16 protein-coding genes are annotated in these 16,204 nt (G+C 50.7%); 10 read left to right on the top strand and 6 right to left on the bottom strand.

Annotated features, from left to right (window positions below):
* Positions 1-901 precede the first annotated feature (901 nt).
* On the top strand, positions 902-3,370 hold the full coding sequence (locus ACKI3C_RS10755; protein WP_407404884.1) for an outer membrane beta-barrel protein: 2,469 nt from the start codon (positions 902-904) through the stop codon (positions 3,368-3,370).
* A 6-nt stretch (positions 3,371-3,376) separates the two neighbouring features.
* Here ACKI3C_RS10755 and ACKI3C_RS10750 read toward each other — a convergent pair whose 3' ends face one another.
* Positions 3,377-3,874: a GNAT family N-acetyltransferase gene (locus tag ACKI3C_RS10750; protein ID WP_407404882.1), complete on the bottom strand. Its 498-nt coding sequence runs from the start codon at positions 3,872-3,874 to the stop codon at positions 3,377-3,379.
* 107 nt (positions 3,875-3,981) lie between these two features.
* Between ACKI3C_RS10750 and ACKI3C_RS10745 the strand changes: the two genes are divergently transcribed.
* Positions 3,982-4,548 (top strand): flavin reductase family protein, encoded by a 567-nt coding sequence (locus tag ACKI3C_RS10745; RefSeq protein ID WP_407404880.1) that lies wholly within the window; start codon positions 3,982-3,984, stop codon positions 4,546-4,548.
* Positions 4,549-4,644: 96 nt separating this feature from the next.
* Here the strand turns inward: ACKI3C_RS10745 and ACKI3C_RS10740 are convergent, their stop codons facing one another.
* Positions 4,645-5,955, bottom strand: a complete 1,311-nt coding sequence (locus ACKI3C_RS10740; RefSeq protein ID WP_407404878.1) for a GTP-binding protein — start codon at positions 5,953-5,955, stop codon at positions 4,645-4,647.
* A 209-nt stretch (positions 5,956-6,164) separates the two neighbouring features.
* Here ACKI3C_RS10740 and ACKI3C_RS10735 point away from each other — a divergent pair, with 209 nt between their 5' ends.
* The 4 genes from ACKI3C_RS10735 to ACKI3C_RS10720 are packed head-to-tail and all read left to right on the top strand — an operon-like array spanning position 6,165 to position 8,631.
* Complete coding sequence (locus ACKI3C_RS10735; protein WP_407404876.1) at positions 6,165-7,283, top strand: hypothetical protein; 1,119 nt, start codon at positions 6,165-6,167, stop codon at positions 7,281-7,283.
* Between the two features lie 12 nt (positions 7,284-7,295).
* Positions 7,296-7,730, top strand: a complete 435-nt coding sequence (locus tag ACKI3C_RS10730; RefSeq protein ID WP_407404874.1) for a DUF6948 domain-containing protein — start codon at positions 7,296-7,298, stop codon at positions 7,728-7,730.
* On the top strand, positions 7,727-8,011 hold the full coding sequence (locus ACKI3C_RS10725) for a DUF6948 domain-containing protein (RefSeq protein ID WP_407404872.1): 285 nt from the start codon (positions 7,727-7,729) through the stop codon (positions 8,009-8,011). Before ACKI3C_RS10730 ends, ACKI3C_RS10725 begins: the two co-directional genes overlap by 4 nt.
* Positions 7,996-8,631: a hypothetical protein gene (locus ACKI3C_RS10720; protein ID WP_407404870.1), complete on the top strand. Its 636-nt coding sequence runs from the start codon at positions 7,996-7,998 to the stop codon at positions 8,629-8,631. Before ACKI3C_RS10725 ends, ACKI3C_RS10720 begins: the two co-directional genes overlap by 16 nt.
* Before the next feature lie 20 nt (positions 8,632-8,651).
* Here the strand turns inward: ACKI3C_RS10720 and ACKI3C_RS10715 are convergent, their stop codons facing one another.
* Both ACKI3C_RS10715 and ACKI3C_RS10710 read right to left on the bottom strand, forming a co-directional pair.
* Positions 8,652-9,575, bottom strand: a complete 924-nt coding sequence (locus ACKI3C_RS10715; RefSeq protein WP_407404868.1) for a DMT family transporter — start codon at positions 9,573-9,575, stop codon at positions 8,652-8,654.
* A 19-nt stretch (positions 9,576-9,594) separates the two neighbouring features.
* Complete coding sequence (locus tag ACKI3C_RS10710; protein WP_407404866.1) at positions 9,595-10,263, bottom strand: hypothetical protein; 669 nt, start codon at positions 10,261-10,263, stop codon at positions 9,595-9,597.
* A 159-nt stretch (positions 10,264-10,422) separates the two neighbouring features.
* Between ACKI3C_RS10710 and ACKI3C_RS10705 the strand changes: the two genes are divergently transcribed.
* Together ACKI3C_RS10705 and ACKI3C_RS10700 are read left to right on the top strand one after the other, a co-directional pair.
* On the top strand, positions 10,423-11,166 hold the full coding sequence (locus ACKI3C_RS10705; RefSeq protein ID WP_407404864.1) for an NUDIX hydrolase: 744 nt from the start codon (positions 10,423-10,425) through the stop codon (positions 11,164-11,166).
* A gap of 61 nt (positions 11,167-11,227) precedes the next feature.
* Entirely contained in the window at positions 11,228-12,283 is a 1,056-nt protein-coding gene (locus ACKI3C_RS10700; protein WP_407404862.1) for a cellulase family glycosylhydrolase, read from the top strand.
* A gap of 136 nt (positions 12,284-12,419) precedes the next feature.
* Here the strand turns inward: ACKI3C_RS10700 and ACKI3C_RS10695 are convergent, their stop codons facing one another.
* A complete protein-coding gene (locus ACKI3C_RS10695) occupies positions 12,420-13,577 on the bottom strand; it encodes a GYF domain-containing protein (protein ID WP_407404860.1) in 1,158 nt (385 codons plus the stop codon).
* A 457-nt stretch (positions 13,578-14,034) separates the two neighbouring features.
* Here ACKI3C_RS10695 and asnA point away from each other — a divergent pair, with 457 nt between their 5' ends.
* Positions 14,035-15,069, top strand: a complete 1,035-nt coding sequence (gene asnA, locus ACKI3C_RS10690; RefSeq protein ID WP_407404858.1) for an aspartate--ammonia ligase — start codon at positions 14,035-14,037, stop codon at positions 15,067-15,069.
* 97 nt (positions 15,070-15,166) lie between these two features.
* Positions 15,167-15,730, top strand: a complete 564-nt coding sequence (locus ACKI3C_RS10685) for a hypothetical protein (protein WP_407404856.1) — start codon at positions 15,167-15,169, stop codon at positions 15,728-15,730.
* Between the two features lie 71 nt (positions 15,731-15,801).
* Here ACKI3C_RS10685 and ACKI3C_RS10680 read toward each other — a convergent pair whose 3' ends face one another.
* The gene (locus ACKI3C_RS10680) at positions 15,802-16,065 is read right to left on the bottom strand and encodes a hypothetical protein (protein ID WP_407404854.1); all 264 of its coding nucleotides are present in this window, start codon (positions 16,063-16,065) and stop codon (positions 15,802-15,804) included.
* Positions 16,066-16,204: the final 139 nt, after the last annotated feature.

The following is a 16,204-nucleotide window of genomic DNA, read 5'->3' as shown; positions in this document are numbered from 1 at the left end:
GCCTTCAATCTGTTTATTCTTCTGATTTCGTCCATTGTTATATAATTAACACAGGATGCAAATTTAATATAATTATCTGATATTTGAGCGAGAATAGAGTCAAAAAATGCAAAAATGCCTATTATTTATATATTTTTCAGTGCTTTTAATCTCTCACCATCAAAGGGACGGTTCTTTTGATGGTTATTTAGAGCAAAACATTCTGAATCAATTGTTTACAAGTTATACAAATCGTGTTTTTTTTAACTCTTGCATCACCTAAAACTGGAATACCCGATGTTACAACTGCAAAAAAAACGAAACAAAGCGTCTTGCATAAATAACTGAGAATCAATACATACGTATTAAACACCATCAAAAGAACCGTCCCTTTGATGGTCTTTGATGGTTAAATGTGCGGCCCCTTCGAGGCCGGTTGCTATATGCTTCTTTGTTCCGACGGCCTGCGGCCATCGGTTACGATGCAATGTGACGACTCCGTCGTCATTTACCATCTGGGGAAATATCATTTACCGTCTGGGGAAAATATCATTTACCATCAGGGGGAAATATCATTTACCGTCTGGGGAAAATATCATTTACCATCTGGGGAAATATCATTTGCCGTCTGGGGGAAATATCTTTTACCATCTGGGGAAATATGGTGATCACTTCCTTATGATTGCTCTGATCTAGCTGAAAAAGAAATTATTCTAATTACTTTAATTTCTTTCAGTTATTACTAAATTTGCGTTGTCAGATCCGCGGGGGGGGGCGCAAGAAAGTTATTGGTGGCTGTCGCCATTTATTAATAATTGTTGTAAAAATTATTTTTTATTGCTTTGGTGTAGTTTTTTGTAGTACCTTTGTGTCCAATTAGTGACTGTGAGAATTAGATTGATAATAACTAATAAAAATAATAATGAAAAAAATTATCCAACTGAAGCCCTTATTTGTAGTTGCTGCATGCTTGCTGTGCAGTGTGGCAGCGAGTGCGCAGATGGGCGTGTCGTTCACGCTCAATGATGCTGGTGGCGAGAGCGTGCCTTATGCCACTGTATATATTTACCATTCCGGCGACACCGTGAATGTGGTCACGACTGGCGTGACCGACATTGATGGCCACTTCGCACAACCCATCAAGGCCGCAGGCAAGTATCTGCTCAAAGCCACATTCGTGGGAATGGACGCCACCAAGGCCGAGTTTGAAGTGAGCGTTAACCGTCCGCAAGCCGACCTGGGCACGCTCACCATGAGCAATAGCGAAACCACTCTCAAGGCGGTGGTAGTGACGGCGCAGCGCCAACTCGTGAAGAACGAGATAGACCGCCTGTCGTATGATATTCAGGCCGATGCCGACAGCAAGACCAACAACGTGCTGGAGATGCTCAAGAAAGTGCCTCTGGTGAGCGTTGATGGCCAGGACGAGATACGCGTCAAGGGCAGCACATCATTCAAGATCTACCGCAACGGCCATCCCGATCCTGCGCTGGGAACCGACCCCAAGAACATTCTCAAGGCGGTGCCTGCAAGCATGATCAAGCGCATCGAGGTGATCACCGATCCCGGCGCGAAGTATGACGCCGAGGGCACAAGCGCCATCCTCAACATCGTGATGGTGGACAACAGCCAGGTGAACGGTGCCACGGGAACAATAGGCGCAAGCGTGGACATGTATGGCGGCCTGGGGGCTAATGCCAACGTCACCACGCAGCTGGGCAAGGTAGTGGCCAACGTTAACTACGGCTACCACCGCCAGAACCGCAACCGTGCCCATAACCTCACCGAGGGTCACACTTTCTATGGCGACACCGGCAATGAGTTCACTGCGTTCAACGACTCGCGCGCTAATGTCAACGTGCACTACGGCGACCTGAGCGCGAGCTGGGAGCCCGATACGCTCAACCTGCTCAGCGCCAGTGCCGGCGGATACTACTATGACTACGCTGGCGACGGCCTCAACTCAATGGCGATGACCACCCCCTCGGGTGCCACAATCTATAGCTACAAGAGCAAGGGCAACACCCCTGGCAACAGCTTCTATGACTTGCACGGACGTGCCGACTTCCAGCACAAGACCCGCCGCGCCGGCGAGACTCTCACGTTGAGCTACATGCTCACTACCAGCCGCAACACCACCGAGGTGAGCGAACAGTACTACGACATGGTTGACTGGTCATTCCCCTACACCGGCAGCTTTAACAAGGGTAAGGAGAAGTTTGCCGAGCACACTGCCCAGTTTGACTGGACGCGCCCCTTTGCCAAGTACCACAAGTTTGAGACCGGCGTGAAGTACATCAACCGCCATAACAAGAGCGACAACCTGCATCTTTACACCGATGCCCCCGACATGGACACCCACACGCTGTTTAACCACAACACCCAGGTGGGCGCCGCCTATTTGAGCCACAGCTACACCCGCGACAAGTGGAGCACCCGTGCCGGACTGCGCTATGAGTTCAGCCACCTCAACGGCAAGTACCCTGATGCGCCCGAGAAAAACTACCACCGCAACCTCAGCGACTGGGTGCCTAACTTCTCTGTACAGTACCAGCCCAACTGGGCTAACAGCTATAAACTGGCGTTCTCTACCAACATCCAGCGCCCGGGCATCAACTTCCTCAACCCCGCGGTGAACGAGACCCCTACCAGCATCAGTTTCGGTAATGCCCACTTGGAGAGCGCGCGTGAGTATAACATCAGCTTCACTTATATGCGCATCGGTTCTAAGCTCACCTTCAACGTTGCTCCCAGCGTGGCTTTGAGCAACAACAAGATCATTGGGGTGCAGTATCTCGAGAGCGGCAAGACCGTATCTACCTATGCCAACGAGCTTAATAGCTGCTATGTGGGATTGAGCGGATTTGCACAGTGGCGCATCGCCATGGCCACCAGCATGATGGTGAACGGCAATGTGGGATATGACATGAACCACAGCGACCGCTTGAGCCTCGACAACGACCGCTGGCGCGCATTCGTCTATGGCCAGGTGACCCAATTCCTGCCCTGGAAGCTGCGTGTGAGCGTGGGTGGCGGTTACTGGAATGGCGGTGCTAACGGCCTTTACGGATATTCGCGCGGCACAGGCTTCTACAACCTGTCGTTGCAGCGCTCGTTCCTCAAAGAAGACCGCCTCACCGTGCAGTTGCAGGCGCAGAACTTCCTGGGCGACAAGTTCACCACGATAAAGAGTTTCACCACCCAGGGTGACTTCACTGGCTGGAACGCAAGCAAGTGGATTGCTCGCTCGGTGGGCATCAACGTGAGCTACCGCTTCGGTTCGCTCAAAGCAAAGGTTAAGAAAACCAACACCACCATTGAGAACAACGACATGGTGGGCGGCAACAAGGGCGGCAGCGACAACAATCAGCAAGGCTCCCAGCAGCAATAACGTTTTTTATCCTAGCCACTGGTAGGCTATGCGCGGATCTCCGTCGAGCAGGTAGATGATGCCGCAGCGGGTGAATCCGTGCTTGGCAAGCAAGTGCTGCATGATGCGATTGTCGTGGTGGGTGTCAACACGCAGTGACACGCACCGCGACTTGCAATAGCTCATCACAGCGTCCATGATGCCATGGGCGGCAGGTGTGCTCGCCAGCCGGTGAATCACATGATAGGGCAGTGCATCGTCGGTCCAGTCGCCGTCGTAGATGCGCTTATAGGTCACGTCGGGACCCGGGATGAAGGCAAACGTGCCCACGGCCTCGTCGCCTTTCGTCACCACATAGCTGCACCCGGCAGCCACATCGGCCACAATGGTCTCGCGCGATGGCTTGCCCACTGGCCACTGGTTGAAATTGCCGTCGCTGCGCATTATCCCGCGGCCACAGTCGAGCAGCCTCATGATGCAATCCACATCATCGCACGAGGCGTGTCTGATCACATAGTCATTCATAGTGGGCAAAGTTACAAAAAAAGTGCGACATCTTGATATGAAATGCTTGCCTGTTGCTGAATATTGAGTATCTTTGCGGAAAATAAAATTTAAAAATTCAACGAGATATGAAAAGTTTTGGATCGAAGCCTTGGATGCTTCCGCAGCCGGTGCTCGTAATCGGCACTTACAATGAGAATGGAGTGGCTAATGCAATGAACGCTGCCTGGGGCGGCACATGGGACATGCACGAGATAGTGATCTCGCTTGCACCGCACGCCACAACGCGCAACCTGGAGGCTAACGGCGGCGAGTTCACCGTGTCGTTTGCCACAGTAGAGACTATGGTGGCTGCCGACTATGTGGGCATTGTGAGCGCCAACAACACCCCCGACAAGATGGAGCGCACTGGCTGGACCTGCGAGAAGGCTCCCAATGTGAATGCCCCGGTGTTCAAGCAGTTGCCATTGACTATGGAGTGCCGCATGAAACGAAAAATCGACGAGAGCGACACTGGCTATTACCTTGTGGCTGAAGTGGTGAATGTGCTGTGCGACGAGCAGTATCTCGATGCTGATGGCAACCCCGATGTGTCGAAGATGAATCTCATCGCCTACGAACCCGTGGCACACAAGTACATCGCCCTGGGCAGCGTAGTGGGCGACGCTTTCTCTTGCGGCAAGCAACTTAAATAAGTCTGCCCCGACACACAACGGCATGCATAATAAAAGCATGGGAGGATACTGTCTTCCCATGCTTTTTTAGTCTCAAAAATCTCAAATTAGGGAGGGTTATTCTAGGCAGGCGTCGAGGTCGGCTGCAAGTTGCTTCTTGTCCAGTCGCTGACCTATGAAAACGAGTTTGATCATGCGGTCGCCTATTTCCTCGTCCCAGTCGCGTATGATGCCGGGTTCGCGCTGCATGAGTTGGTAGAGTTCCTCGGGCGGCATTGTGGCGAACCACAGTCCAGCCTCACGCAAGGTCTTCTGCACGCCGGCTTGCTCAAAGAGGTAAGACATGTCGTTGTTGGCGCTGAAGTAGAGGATACCCTTGGCGCGTATCACGTTGCGCGGCCACTTGGTAGCGACGAATCGGTCAAACTTCTCGAGGTTAAACGGCTTGCGGCGGTAGTAAACGTAGGTGCCTATGCCATATTCCTCAACCTCGCCGCCATCGTGATGGTGATGGTGGTGGTGATGGTGGTGTCCGTGCTCATGCTCCTCGTCATGCTCATGTTGGCATTCCTCGCAGTCACAGTCCTCATCGTGGTGATGATGGTGGTGATGGTCATCGTCGTCATCGTCATGATCGTGATGATGCTCATGATGATGGCCGTGATGATGGTCATCGTCATCGTCTTCGTGCTCATCCACGATGCCTTCAATCTTCTGCACCCACATTGCCGATGTTGCCACGCCCTCATAGTTGAACATGCCTGTGTTAACAATCTGGTCAAGATCCACGTTGGCATAGTCACACTCGATAATCTGCGCCTTGGGCTGCAACGCGCGGATGATTTCCTTGACACGGGCAAGTTCGGCAGGTTCCACCTCGCTCACCTTGTTGAGCAGGATGATGTTGCAGAACTCGATTTGCTGTATGAGCAGATTTTCAATATCCTCGTCGTCGATACCATTGCGCACCAGAGACTTGCCGCAGTCAAACTCGCTTGCCATGCGCAGCGCATCCACCACAGTGACGATGCAGTCGAGGCGGCCTATGCCATGCTGGGTGTATTCGGGAGCCATCGTGGGAATGTTGCAGATGGTTTGAGCGATGGGCTCGGGCTCGCAGATGCCGCTGGCTTCGATGACGATGTAGTCAAAGCGGTCCATTTTGAGGATGTCGTTGATCTGCTCCACGAGGTCCATTTTGAGCGTGCAGCAGATGCAGCCGTTTTGCAGTGCTACGAGACTCTCGTCCTTCTGGCCCACGATGCCGCCCTTCTGGATAAGGTCGGCGTCGATATTCACTTCGCCTATGTCGTTGACGATGACCGCAAACTTGATGTTGCGCTCATTTGTGAGGATATGATTTACTAGCGTCGTTTTGCCGCTGCCCAGGTAACCAGTGAGCAGCAATATGGGAGTTACATGTGCCATAGTCTTGTTCTTTAATTATAATGCAAAGTTACATTTTTTTTGCGAAAGAAGAATAAAACAACGGCTTTTTCTCCCGGGCAACAATAATTAATAATGCCGTTTCATACAAAATTGTGTTGTGTTCATACAGCGAGGACACAAAGATTTGGTCATGCAGGAGGTTGCTACCTATCTTTGCAGCGTAAATAACGACAAAAAATTATATCAATATGAATACTTTTAGTTATGAAGAAGCGCGCCGTTTCTTGGCAATCGCGCAGAAAGGTGATGAGAGGATAGTAACATCGCTTGCTATTGCTTATTATGAGGGATATGGAGTTGAGCAAGATTATGCGAAAGCATTAGAATGCTACCAGAAGGCTGCCGAGCTTGGGTATGATGTAGCGCAATGCGACTTGGCATACATGTACAAAACAGGAAAAGGAACCCCCAAGGACATGGAAAAGGCCTTCTACTGGTACATGAAGTCGGCCGAGCAAGGGTTTAGTGATGCCCAGCTTGAACTGGGTGTGTTGTATCATAATGGAACTGGTGTGAAGCAGGACTATATGAAAAGCTATTATTGGTATAAGAAAGCTGCTGATCAAGGTAATGTCAAGGCGCAGGAGAATATTAACCTGATGCTTTTCTTCAACGAGATCACCGAAGAGGATATCAAGGCAGAGGAATCGCCTAAAAAGAGAAAAGATGCTAAAACACTGCTTAAAGGACTTGAGGCCAGCGATTTCATCCAGCAAGGTGATGAACTGTTTGAGTCGGGAAGCTTTGAGCTAGCAAAGGTGAATTATACAGGGGCCTATGAAAGAGACTCTCGCTTTGCGTTTTATTGTTATTATCGCCTCGCTTGGATAGAGGAGATCTATGACAACCACGAGGAGGCACTGCAACTGTGTGAAAAAGGGATTGCGCGAAAAAAAGACTTCGCCCGCCTTTATCTGCTGAAGGGCGATATACTCAAAAAACAACTTGGCAAAGAAGCTGCTGCCGAGAAATGTTATCGCAAATGCCTTATGCTTGAAGAGGGTAAAATTGAAGAAAGTGTTTGCTGGCATCTTGCATGTGCTAAACTTGGACTCCGAGACCAAGCGGTAGAAGGCATGAACCGCATGCTTGAAGCATTCCCTGATGATGCCAGGCAATATTACGATGCAGCTTGCATGTATTGCGCTCTTCAAGAATTTGACACAGCGTTGAGATATTTAGAGACCAGCATAGAAATGGGATTTAGCATGTATCAAATACGTTACGATTATGGTATGGATCCTATGCGAGATACAGAGAAATTCGGGGAAATCATCGACAAGTATGATCCTCCATTGCCTTTTTAATTGAATTGGTTTATGAAACGAGTTATGGTAATGTGTGAGACGAGCGGTTTGCTCTACGGAGAGTTGGTTTCCCACGTCCAGCAGGAGGTGACGCTCGCCCGCTGCCGAAGGATTTATTCTTTCAGCGGGGCATGCACCATCGACCAACTGGCAGTGGAAGGAAGCAAAGAGCCTCACAAATGCATTGTCACCTGTCCTGTGGAACGATACATTGTTCTTGACGCGATTGAGGTGATAGCGATGACCGACAAGAGCTGGCATAATCTTAACCACATTCGTTCCTGGAAGGCCACAGGCGATAAGTGTCACGAAACAAAAAGGCTGGTGAAGTTGCAGGTAAACGAGTGGATGAAACAAAACAATGCCGCCAACATGCAGCAACACAAGGAAGCTCACTCGTTGGGTGAGATGGCAATAATAAAAACAAATGGGAGGGACAAGAAATGAATAAGGTAATTGTGCGTGGCGACCGTAGTGGCCTGTTCTTTGGCGAGCTGGTTTCTCGCAGTGGAAAAGAAGTGAAACTCAAAAACTGCCGCCGCCTGTGGTACTGGGAGGGAGCAGCGACAATCAACCAGCTCGCGGTGGATGGAACATGTGCTCCCCTGAGGTGCAAGTTCACCATTGCAGTGCCAGAGATAGAGATTCTGGATGCAGTTGAGATTCTCTACTGCACCGCAAAGGCAGCAGATTCAATCAGTAATGTTGCAATATGGAAACTTCGATAAAGCGATTTCTCACTCCCGTTCATCCCGCCCGGGAAGAAGAACTAGACTGTTTTTCAGAAAGATACCCCTCATATGGTTCCTATGATAACCGAGAGAGCATAGAGTGTAACTATGACGAAGGCGGTTACGGGAAAGGAGAGGAAATCATTAACAATAATTATTATCCCTGGTTCCCTTACACCCACGGTAATGTTTTCTATTCCCACACGGTTATAAACCACGAAACATCGGGTTACTTGTTTTGCAATGGATATGGCGCCGGGAAAGCGGTGGCCAAAGTCGAGCCCGAGTCCTGCGACAAGAGGATGATACCCGCCATTATAGACGTTAACGTGTCAGGCGGAACAAACGAGGGCATAAACAAGTTTAATGGAGAGCAGTTACACCATGTAGGCATCGTTGTGGAGAAAGGGGACTACTATGTGACAGAAAAAAGCATTAGCGTACTTTTCGACCATGTGCGTGGCGACATTGCAATAGTGAGGGCGGTAAACCTGGATTTCTCAATCAGTAAAGGCTACCTGGTGAAATGTTTAGATAACGAGCGCCAGACGCGTTATTTCTTCGGAAAGACATTGCGCCAAGCAATGAAATCCCGCATGGCATTCTTAAACTCTTAAACCCGTAAACCTTTAAACCCTTATTTCTTATCGCGGTTGATGATGTAGATTCCTGCGGCGGCTAGCAAGCCTGCGATGACATATTTCCAGTAGAACTGCTCGCCCAGGCACAGGCACGAGGTGACGGCACCCACGACGGGGATGAGGGAGTTGTAGATAGCGACTTTGCCCACGGGGTTGCAGCTTATCAGTTTGTTGTAGAGGGCAAAGCCAGTGGTGGAGATGCCTATGAGCAAGCCCAGTATCACGATGCCCCACACGCTCACCACGGGCAGGCATCCTCCCATTGCCACTCCGGGGACTATGAGCAATGCCCCGCCCAGGGCGAGGCTGTAGCCAGTGCCCACGGTGACATCTACACGCTTGCTCAATCCGCGTGTCATGAGCGTGGCCACGGCTCCACACAGGGCGTTGAGGGCTATCATGCCGTCGCCCAGCCATGTGAATGTGCCGCTGTCGTCACCGCCGGCGTTGAGGGTGAGTATGCCGGCAAAGCCTAGCACGCATCCTGCGACCTTGGCCGTGGTGAAGCGGTCGCTCTTGAAAAAGAGGCAGGCAAGTATCACCACGGTGAACACGCTCAAAGAGTTGAGTATTGCCGCACGCGACCCCTCGCTATGCGACAACCCGAAGTAGAAAAAGGCATAGTGCAACGTGGTGTTGAGCAATGCAAATGCAAGGATATACCACCAGTTGCTAGGCCTTGACACTGCAAACGACTTGCCGGCCTTGCCCATCAAGGCAAGGATAATGAGTCCCGACACCAGGAACCTGATGCCGGCAAAGAGCATCTTGCTTCCGGTCATTGACGGTGCAATGCCAAACTCGGCCATACCCATTTTGATGAGCGGATAGGCCCAGCCCCACACCACAGCGGCCGTGAGGGCAAACACCGCCACCCACAACGGCCGTTGAAACAGGGGGATATGCTTTTGTTCAGCCATTACTGCCTAGCAAGATTTGTCAGGGGATCCAGCGGCGGGTGATCTTGGTGATCACGCCGTTCTCTACTGTAACTTTGGTGTCAAGTGCGCTGAAATGCTGGCGATAGTCTTCCAGTTTCTCGAAATATTGTTTCTGGCCGGTCTTTATTGTTGTGACAGGGTCAAGAGGTTCCACCCCGCAGTCCTCAATCACGAAGTCCTCGGCAAGCGGGAGTTGCGCCTTGCCTAGTTCGGTGTAGGTCGAGTGGTCGTCAAACGAAGCGCCGTGGTAGGTACCGCCCTCGCCGGCAGCCAGCGATGCACCGTTTTCCTCGCCCATGCCGCCGTTTATCTCGACAAAGCGTCCGTCGCGTGCTATGGTCTTGACCTCAATTTCCTTTCCTTCATAGACCACGATGTCGCCTTCTTTGAGCTCGTTCACCTGAACCGCGTCATAGAGATCCTCGCTATAAACCGTCATGGTGAGGTTGCCGCCCATCCAGTCAAAATCGTCGGTAGTGAATGCGGCAGGCACTTCACAGTCGGTGAGCGCATCCACCTTGACGCTGGCAGGCAGCGGAGCGACACGAGAGGTGCCGTCGGCCTCAACTTGTTGTTGCTCATTGTTTTCTTGTTGCTGGCCCTGCTGGCCTGTGCAGCTGCTCAATGCTAAAATGGCTGCTGCGATAATAAGTTTAGTTGCTTTCATAATGATAATTCTATGTTTTGCTCATGAATCTTGCTATTTACATGAAACAGCACAAAGGTAGTTATAAAACTTAACTTGAGCAAGCGAAAAGATGCGGTTATATTTTGAATTAAACATTATTTGATGTATTTTTGCAGTGTAAAAATTACAAATATAGTCATGGATCAAGAAAATATTGCAGTCACAACAGCGCGTGTTGAGCATAATGGAGTGGATGGATTTTGGTATAAATATCCTCATCCCGCAGTGACAACCGACTGTGTTATATTTGGTTACGATGCTGTTAACGGCACATTAAAGGTACTTCTCATAGAGCGTGGCATCGATCCGCACAAGGGCAAATGGGCCCTTCCCGGCGGTTTCATCAACCCCAGTGAGACAACCGATGAGTGTGCACGTCGCGAACTCAAGGAAGAGACCGGGCTATCAGACGCCTTCCTGGAGCAGTTCCGCTCTTACAGCACCCCCGACCGCGACCCGCGCGAACGAGTGATCACCATTGCCTACCTGGCTCTCGTGCGCATGCAAGACGTTGTGGGAGGTGACGACGCTGCCAGCGCGCGGTGGTTTGACATCAACGACGTGCCGTCGCTGGCATTTGACCACAAGGACATCTTGTGGGATGCCCGGGAATACCTGCGCGTGCGCATCCACTTCAAGCCCATAGGGTTTGACCTGCTGCCCGAGAAGTTCACCATGAGGCAGTTGCAGACCCTCTATGAGGCAATACTGGGAGTGCAGTTTGACCGACGCAACTTTGCCAAGAAGATGCTGCACTTCGACATGCTCACCCAGCTCGACGAGAAGGCAAACCCCAGCCACAAGCGCGAGGCCCTACTTTACAGTTTCAACAAGGAAAGCTACGACACGCTCAAGCGCAAAGGGTTCCGACTGGAATTTTGACCGGGCACAACCGCTTGGACTCACATGAATAGAAACATTATTAACTCTAACAGTAATATTTATGAAACTTAAAATCTTGTGTGCAGCCGTTGTAGCTGCAATGTGTTCCATCGGTTCGGCTGCTGCCGAACGCTGGAGTGCCGAGAAAGCCAATGCCTGGTATGACCAGTTGCCATGGATGGCAGGTAGTGACTACATTCCAGCCACCGCTATCAACCAAATCGAAATGTGGAGCGCCGACACCTATGACCGCGCCACCATCGACAAAGAGCTCGCTTGGGCCCAAGACCTGGGCTTCACCACGCTGCGCGTGTACTTGAGCAGTGTGGTGTGGAAAAACGACCCCGTGGGCATGAAGGAACGCATGGACGACTTCTTGGGCCGTTGCAAGGACCATAACCTGCGCCCAGTGCTGGTGTTCTTTGACGACTGCTGGAACGAGGAGAGCGTGTACGGGTTGCAGCCTGCTCCCAAGCCTGGCGAGCACAACTCGGGGTGGGTGAAAGACCCTGCTATCAGCCTGCGTGCCGACACTGCCGCGGTTTATCCCGTGCTCAAGGCCTATGTGCAAGACGTGCTCAAGCGCTTCAAGGACGATGACCGTGTGCTCATGTGGGATCTCTACAACGAGCCTGGCAACGGCACCAAGCACAACATCTCACTCGACCTGCTCAAGAATGTGTTTGCCTGGGCGCGCGACGTCAATCCCTCGCAGCCTCTCACTAGCGGCGTGTGGAGCGACCAGGGCGAAATCAACACCGTGCAACTGGCATGCAGCGACGTGGTGAGCTATCACTGTTACAGCGACGAGAAGTATCACGCCACAGTCATCGACTCGCTGCAACGCTACGGACGTCCACTGGTGTGCACCGAGTACATGGCACGCACCCATGGCAGCAAGTTCCAGAACATCATGCCATTGCTCAAGAAGCACAAAGTGGTTGCTATCAACTGGGGATTTGTTGCCGGAAAGACTAACACCATTTTCTCATGGGAGAAGAAGATGCCCGACGTGAAAGAACCTCCCGTGTGGTTCCACGACATCTATCGCCAGGACGGCACCCCATTTGACCCCGAAGAAGTGAAACTCATTAAGAGTCTCACTGGCAAGAAATAATGAAATGGGGGTGTGTCGCTGGCACACCCCCATTCGATTCCTGATGAACTTATTGAAAATGCAAAAGCCAAGCTTCCCGAGTGGATGCTTGACCTTTGCAAAAAGTATGACGAGCAAGTCAATAGGTGACCTGTGATTATCGGTCGAAGAGTTCCTTGCCGTAGTCGGTGAGATAGGGCTGGATCTGGTTGTAGCTCAACTTGATTTCTACAAATCCCTCGGCATAACAGCCTATTTCATATACACTGTAAGCAAATTTGATGCCGCTAGCAAGCAAGGTCATGTCGTTCTTGGGTATGCGCTCGGGAAGGCCGAAGCTGCTGTCGTAGTCTGAACTGTTCTTGCGTTCTTTTTTGAGCATCGACAGGATTTTGCTGTCGCAGTCGGGCTTGAAGATGTCGCCATAAGAGATTGCATGGCCTTGCTCGCAGTCAAAGTTGATGATTCCCGACGAGAACGGCATGCCGTGAGCGCCGCCCAGGTAGGTGTCGCCTCCGGTTGCAAATCCCACCACATTGAGTGGCATGTTTTCGGTGATGCGGTGGCACGTCTGTATTTCGGACATCTCATGGCCAAAGTCAATCTCCGACGGATAATTGCTCTGGGAGATCTTGGTGAAATTCATCTCATTAAACTGCCCCGAGTTGAGCCACTTGGCAGCAGCATCGGTGATTGAAGTGGTGCGCTTGTCAAACATCACGCGCGCAATCTCTTCCTGCAACGGGACGATGTCAAAATTGCCCTGTGTGGGCCATTCTATCTCATAGGATTTAGTCAGATAGAAGGTTCCGTCGTCATGCTCTGTGACTTCGTTTGCCATGAAGTAGGTCTTTGCTTCCTTGGTCTCGGTGTCAAGCTTCGAGAAGAATATCTCTTTCTCGGGCTCGATTACCTGTGTAGTGTCGATTGCATCAGCAACGTTCTCGGGATATTTGTTGAAGTTAAAGAAAAACAACCACACAAGCACTCCCGCAATGGCAAGAATGAGTAACAGCGCACCCACGCCAAGGCCAATAAACAAGCCGATGTGAGATTTTTTCTTCACAGGCTGTGGGGTGGCAGCGGCAACCTTGGGTGCTTTGACCGCGGGAGCTGCCGGCACTGCTGTTGCAGGCACGGGGGCTTGGGGCACTGACAGCTTTGCTGCTAGTTCGGGTAATTCTCGGGCCGGTTGCCACGCTTCCATTCCGTCATGCCACACTTGCGTGTCGGGGGTGATGTCGCTCTCCTGCAACTGTTCCAGCGACAGGGGACCCACTTGCTGGTGAGTCGCGTCTAAATAATAGTATTCCATATATTTTATTTTTGTTGATTAGTATCTTATTCTTATTTCAACAGTTTTTTTCAGATAGTCTTCACTTATTAAAATCTTTGCCATGCTACAAAGGTAGTGATATTTTCTGAATAACTAGCGGTTATTGCCATTATTTTATTAATTGTTGTCTGGGGGGAAATCCGCCACTGAATAGCATCCTGACGACAGTCGTCACATTGCATCGTAACCGATGGCCGCAGGCTTCTCTTTGCCTTGTATTTTATGCGAGATTGACATCAAAGGGACAGTCCCTTTGATGGCAATCTCTTATTCATTTCAGGTAAAAACATCGCTTCAAAGCAAAGAATAGGGAAATTTATACTTAAAATAGCATTTTGTTTGCAAAATATTTGGATTGTATTGCATTTTGCTATAACTTTGCAGTGTTTTAAAACATTTGTCAAATAGATTTAATAATTTTACAACATAATTTACTATGGCACTTATACTTCCCACACATTACAGGCAACGCCTGCTTCCCGAGACCACCGAGGTGGCTATCAAGATGGTTAAAGACTCGTTCCAGCGTCAATTATCCAAGGCACTTAATCTGCGCCGTGTCACGGCACCGCTGTTTGTCCTTTCGGGCACCGGCATCAATGACAACCTCAACGGCGTGGAGACTCCAGTCAACTTCACCATCGACTGCATGGGTGGCGCACGTGCCGAGGTCGTGCACTCGCTAGCCAAGTGGAAACGTGTGAAACTGGGCGCTTATGGCATAGCTCCCGACTATGGCCTATATACCGACATGAACGCGATACGCACTAGCGAAGAACTTGACAACCTGCACTCACTCTACGTGGACCAGTGGGACTGGGAGAAGGTGATACTGCCCGAGCAGCGCAGCCTCGACACGCTGGTGGCAACAGTGCGCAAGATATATGCCGCACTACTCGAGACAGAGCAGCTGGTGTATGAGTCATTCCAGCACATCACCCCTCGTCTGCCCAAGGAGATCACGGTGATACACAGCGAGCAGCTGCTGCGCGACTATCCTGGCATGACAGCGCGTGAACGCGAAACCGAGGCGGCACGCAAGCACGGAGCTGTGTTCATCGTGGGCATAGGCGGCAAGTTGAGCAATGGCGAACCGCACGACGGACGTTCGCCCGACTATGACGACTGGAGCACTCCTAACAGCGACGGATTCATGGGGCTCAACGGCGACATCATTGTGTGGGACAGCATCTTGGAATATCCGGTTGAACTCTCGTCGATGGGTATCCGTGTCGATGCCGAGTCGTTGTTGCGACAGCTCGAGATAGCCGGCGAACTGGGGCGCACCCAGCTGCCTTTCCACAAGTCGCTGCTCGAGGGCAAGCTGCCGCAGTCGATGGGCGGAGGTATAGGTCAGAGCCGCCTGTGCATGTTCCTGTTGCAGAAGGCCCACATAGGCGAAGTGCAGGCAAGCATCTGGCCGCAGGACCAAGTGGAGAAATGCCGTGCAGCTGGTATCACGCTCATGTGATGGAATGTGTTTTGAGTGATTTTTTTTGGAACTTCACGTTTTTTTCTTAAATTTGCAGTCTGCAATACTATTATTAACTCATTAACAACATTACATTATGAAGAAATTCTTATTTGCTATTTTAGCAGTAGCTGCAATGGTGTGCGTGTCTTGTACCAAAGAAAACGCAAAACCTTCTCCCACTGGTGATGCCGATGCCGACGCAAAGGCTCTCGTTGAGTATCTGAACACTCGCGTTGACAGTCTCAAGACTACCGCCGATTTCGATGCTTTCCAGGCCGAGCTGGATTCACTCCAAGGCGTATATGACAAGGCTTATACTGACCCCGAGGCAAAGGCTAAATTTGAAGAGGCTAGCGAGAAGTACAGCAACGAGCTTGGTTTCAAGGCTAAGTTTGAAGGCAAGGCAATGGAAATCGGTCTCCAGGCTCTCAAAGAGATGGTAAGCGATCCTTCAGCACTCGAAGGTGCAGTTGAAGAAGCACAGGAAGCCAAGGAAGAAGTTGAAGGCACTGCTAAAGAGGCTGCCGAAGAAGTGGGCAAGGCTGTGGAAGACGCCAAGAAAGTAGCCGACGATGCCAAGAAAGTTGCTGACGACGCCAAGAAGAAAGCCGACGACGTGCAGAAGGCTGCCAACGCAATAGGCAACATGCTCAGGTAATTACAGCATTCTGTTGAATTGCATCCCATAAAAAACAGGGGTCTATTTTCCGCGGAAAATAGACCCCGTTTTCATGTGTCCAGTAAAAGAGGAAATAGTTTTTTATTTACCGTACACACATTAGTATTCCAGCCCTCGCCCATTTCGACTAGCATCAGTCGTGGTGCCTTGGCACTGGGCTGGCGCATGACGTGGGTGCCCTGTTGCGTGCCGCGAATCAAGGACAGGCCAGAGGGGACCGCGTAACTAAATTCAATCGTACCGGCCGATACTGCCGGAGCCACTGCTGCCAGGGCTAGCAGCATGGCACTGCATTTCATTATAATTCTATTCATAACTCAACTTTAGCATATGGAACAATCTGAATTTCACCTATTTGCTCCGATTAGCGTCCTACTGGACGCATCTGCTTGTTGATACTATACCCCCACCGCCACTTCGTTCGGCGGTGGGGGTTATTCAGGTATTGTCCTG

This window comes from Sodaliphilus sp. (assembly GCF_045598405.1).
Lineage (GTDB): Bacteria > Bacteroidota > Bacteroidia > Bacteroidales > Muribaculaceae > Sodaliphilus > Sodaliphilus limicaballi.
Note: the sequence above shows the minus strand (reverse complement) of the source record. Positions and strands in the feature narration are given on the sequence as shown.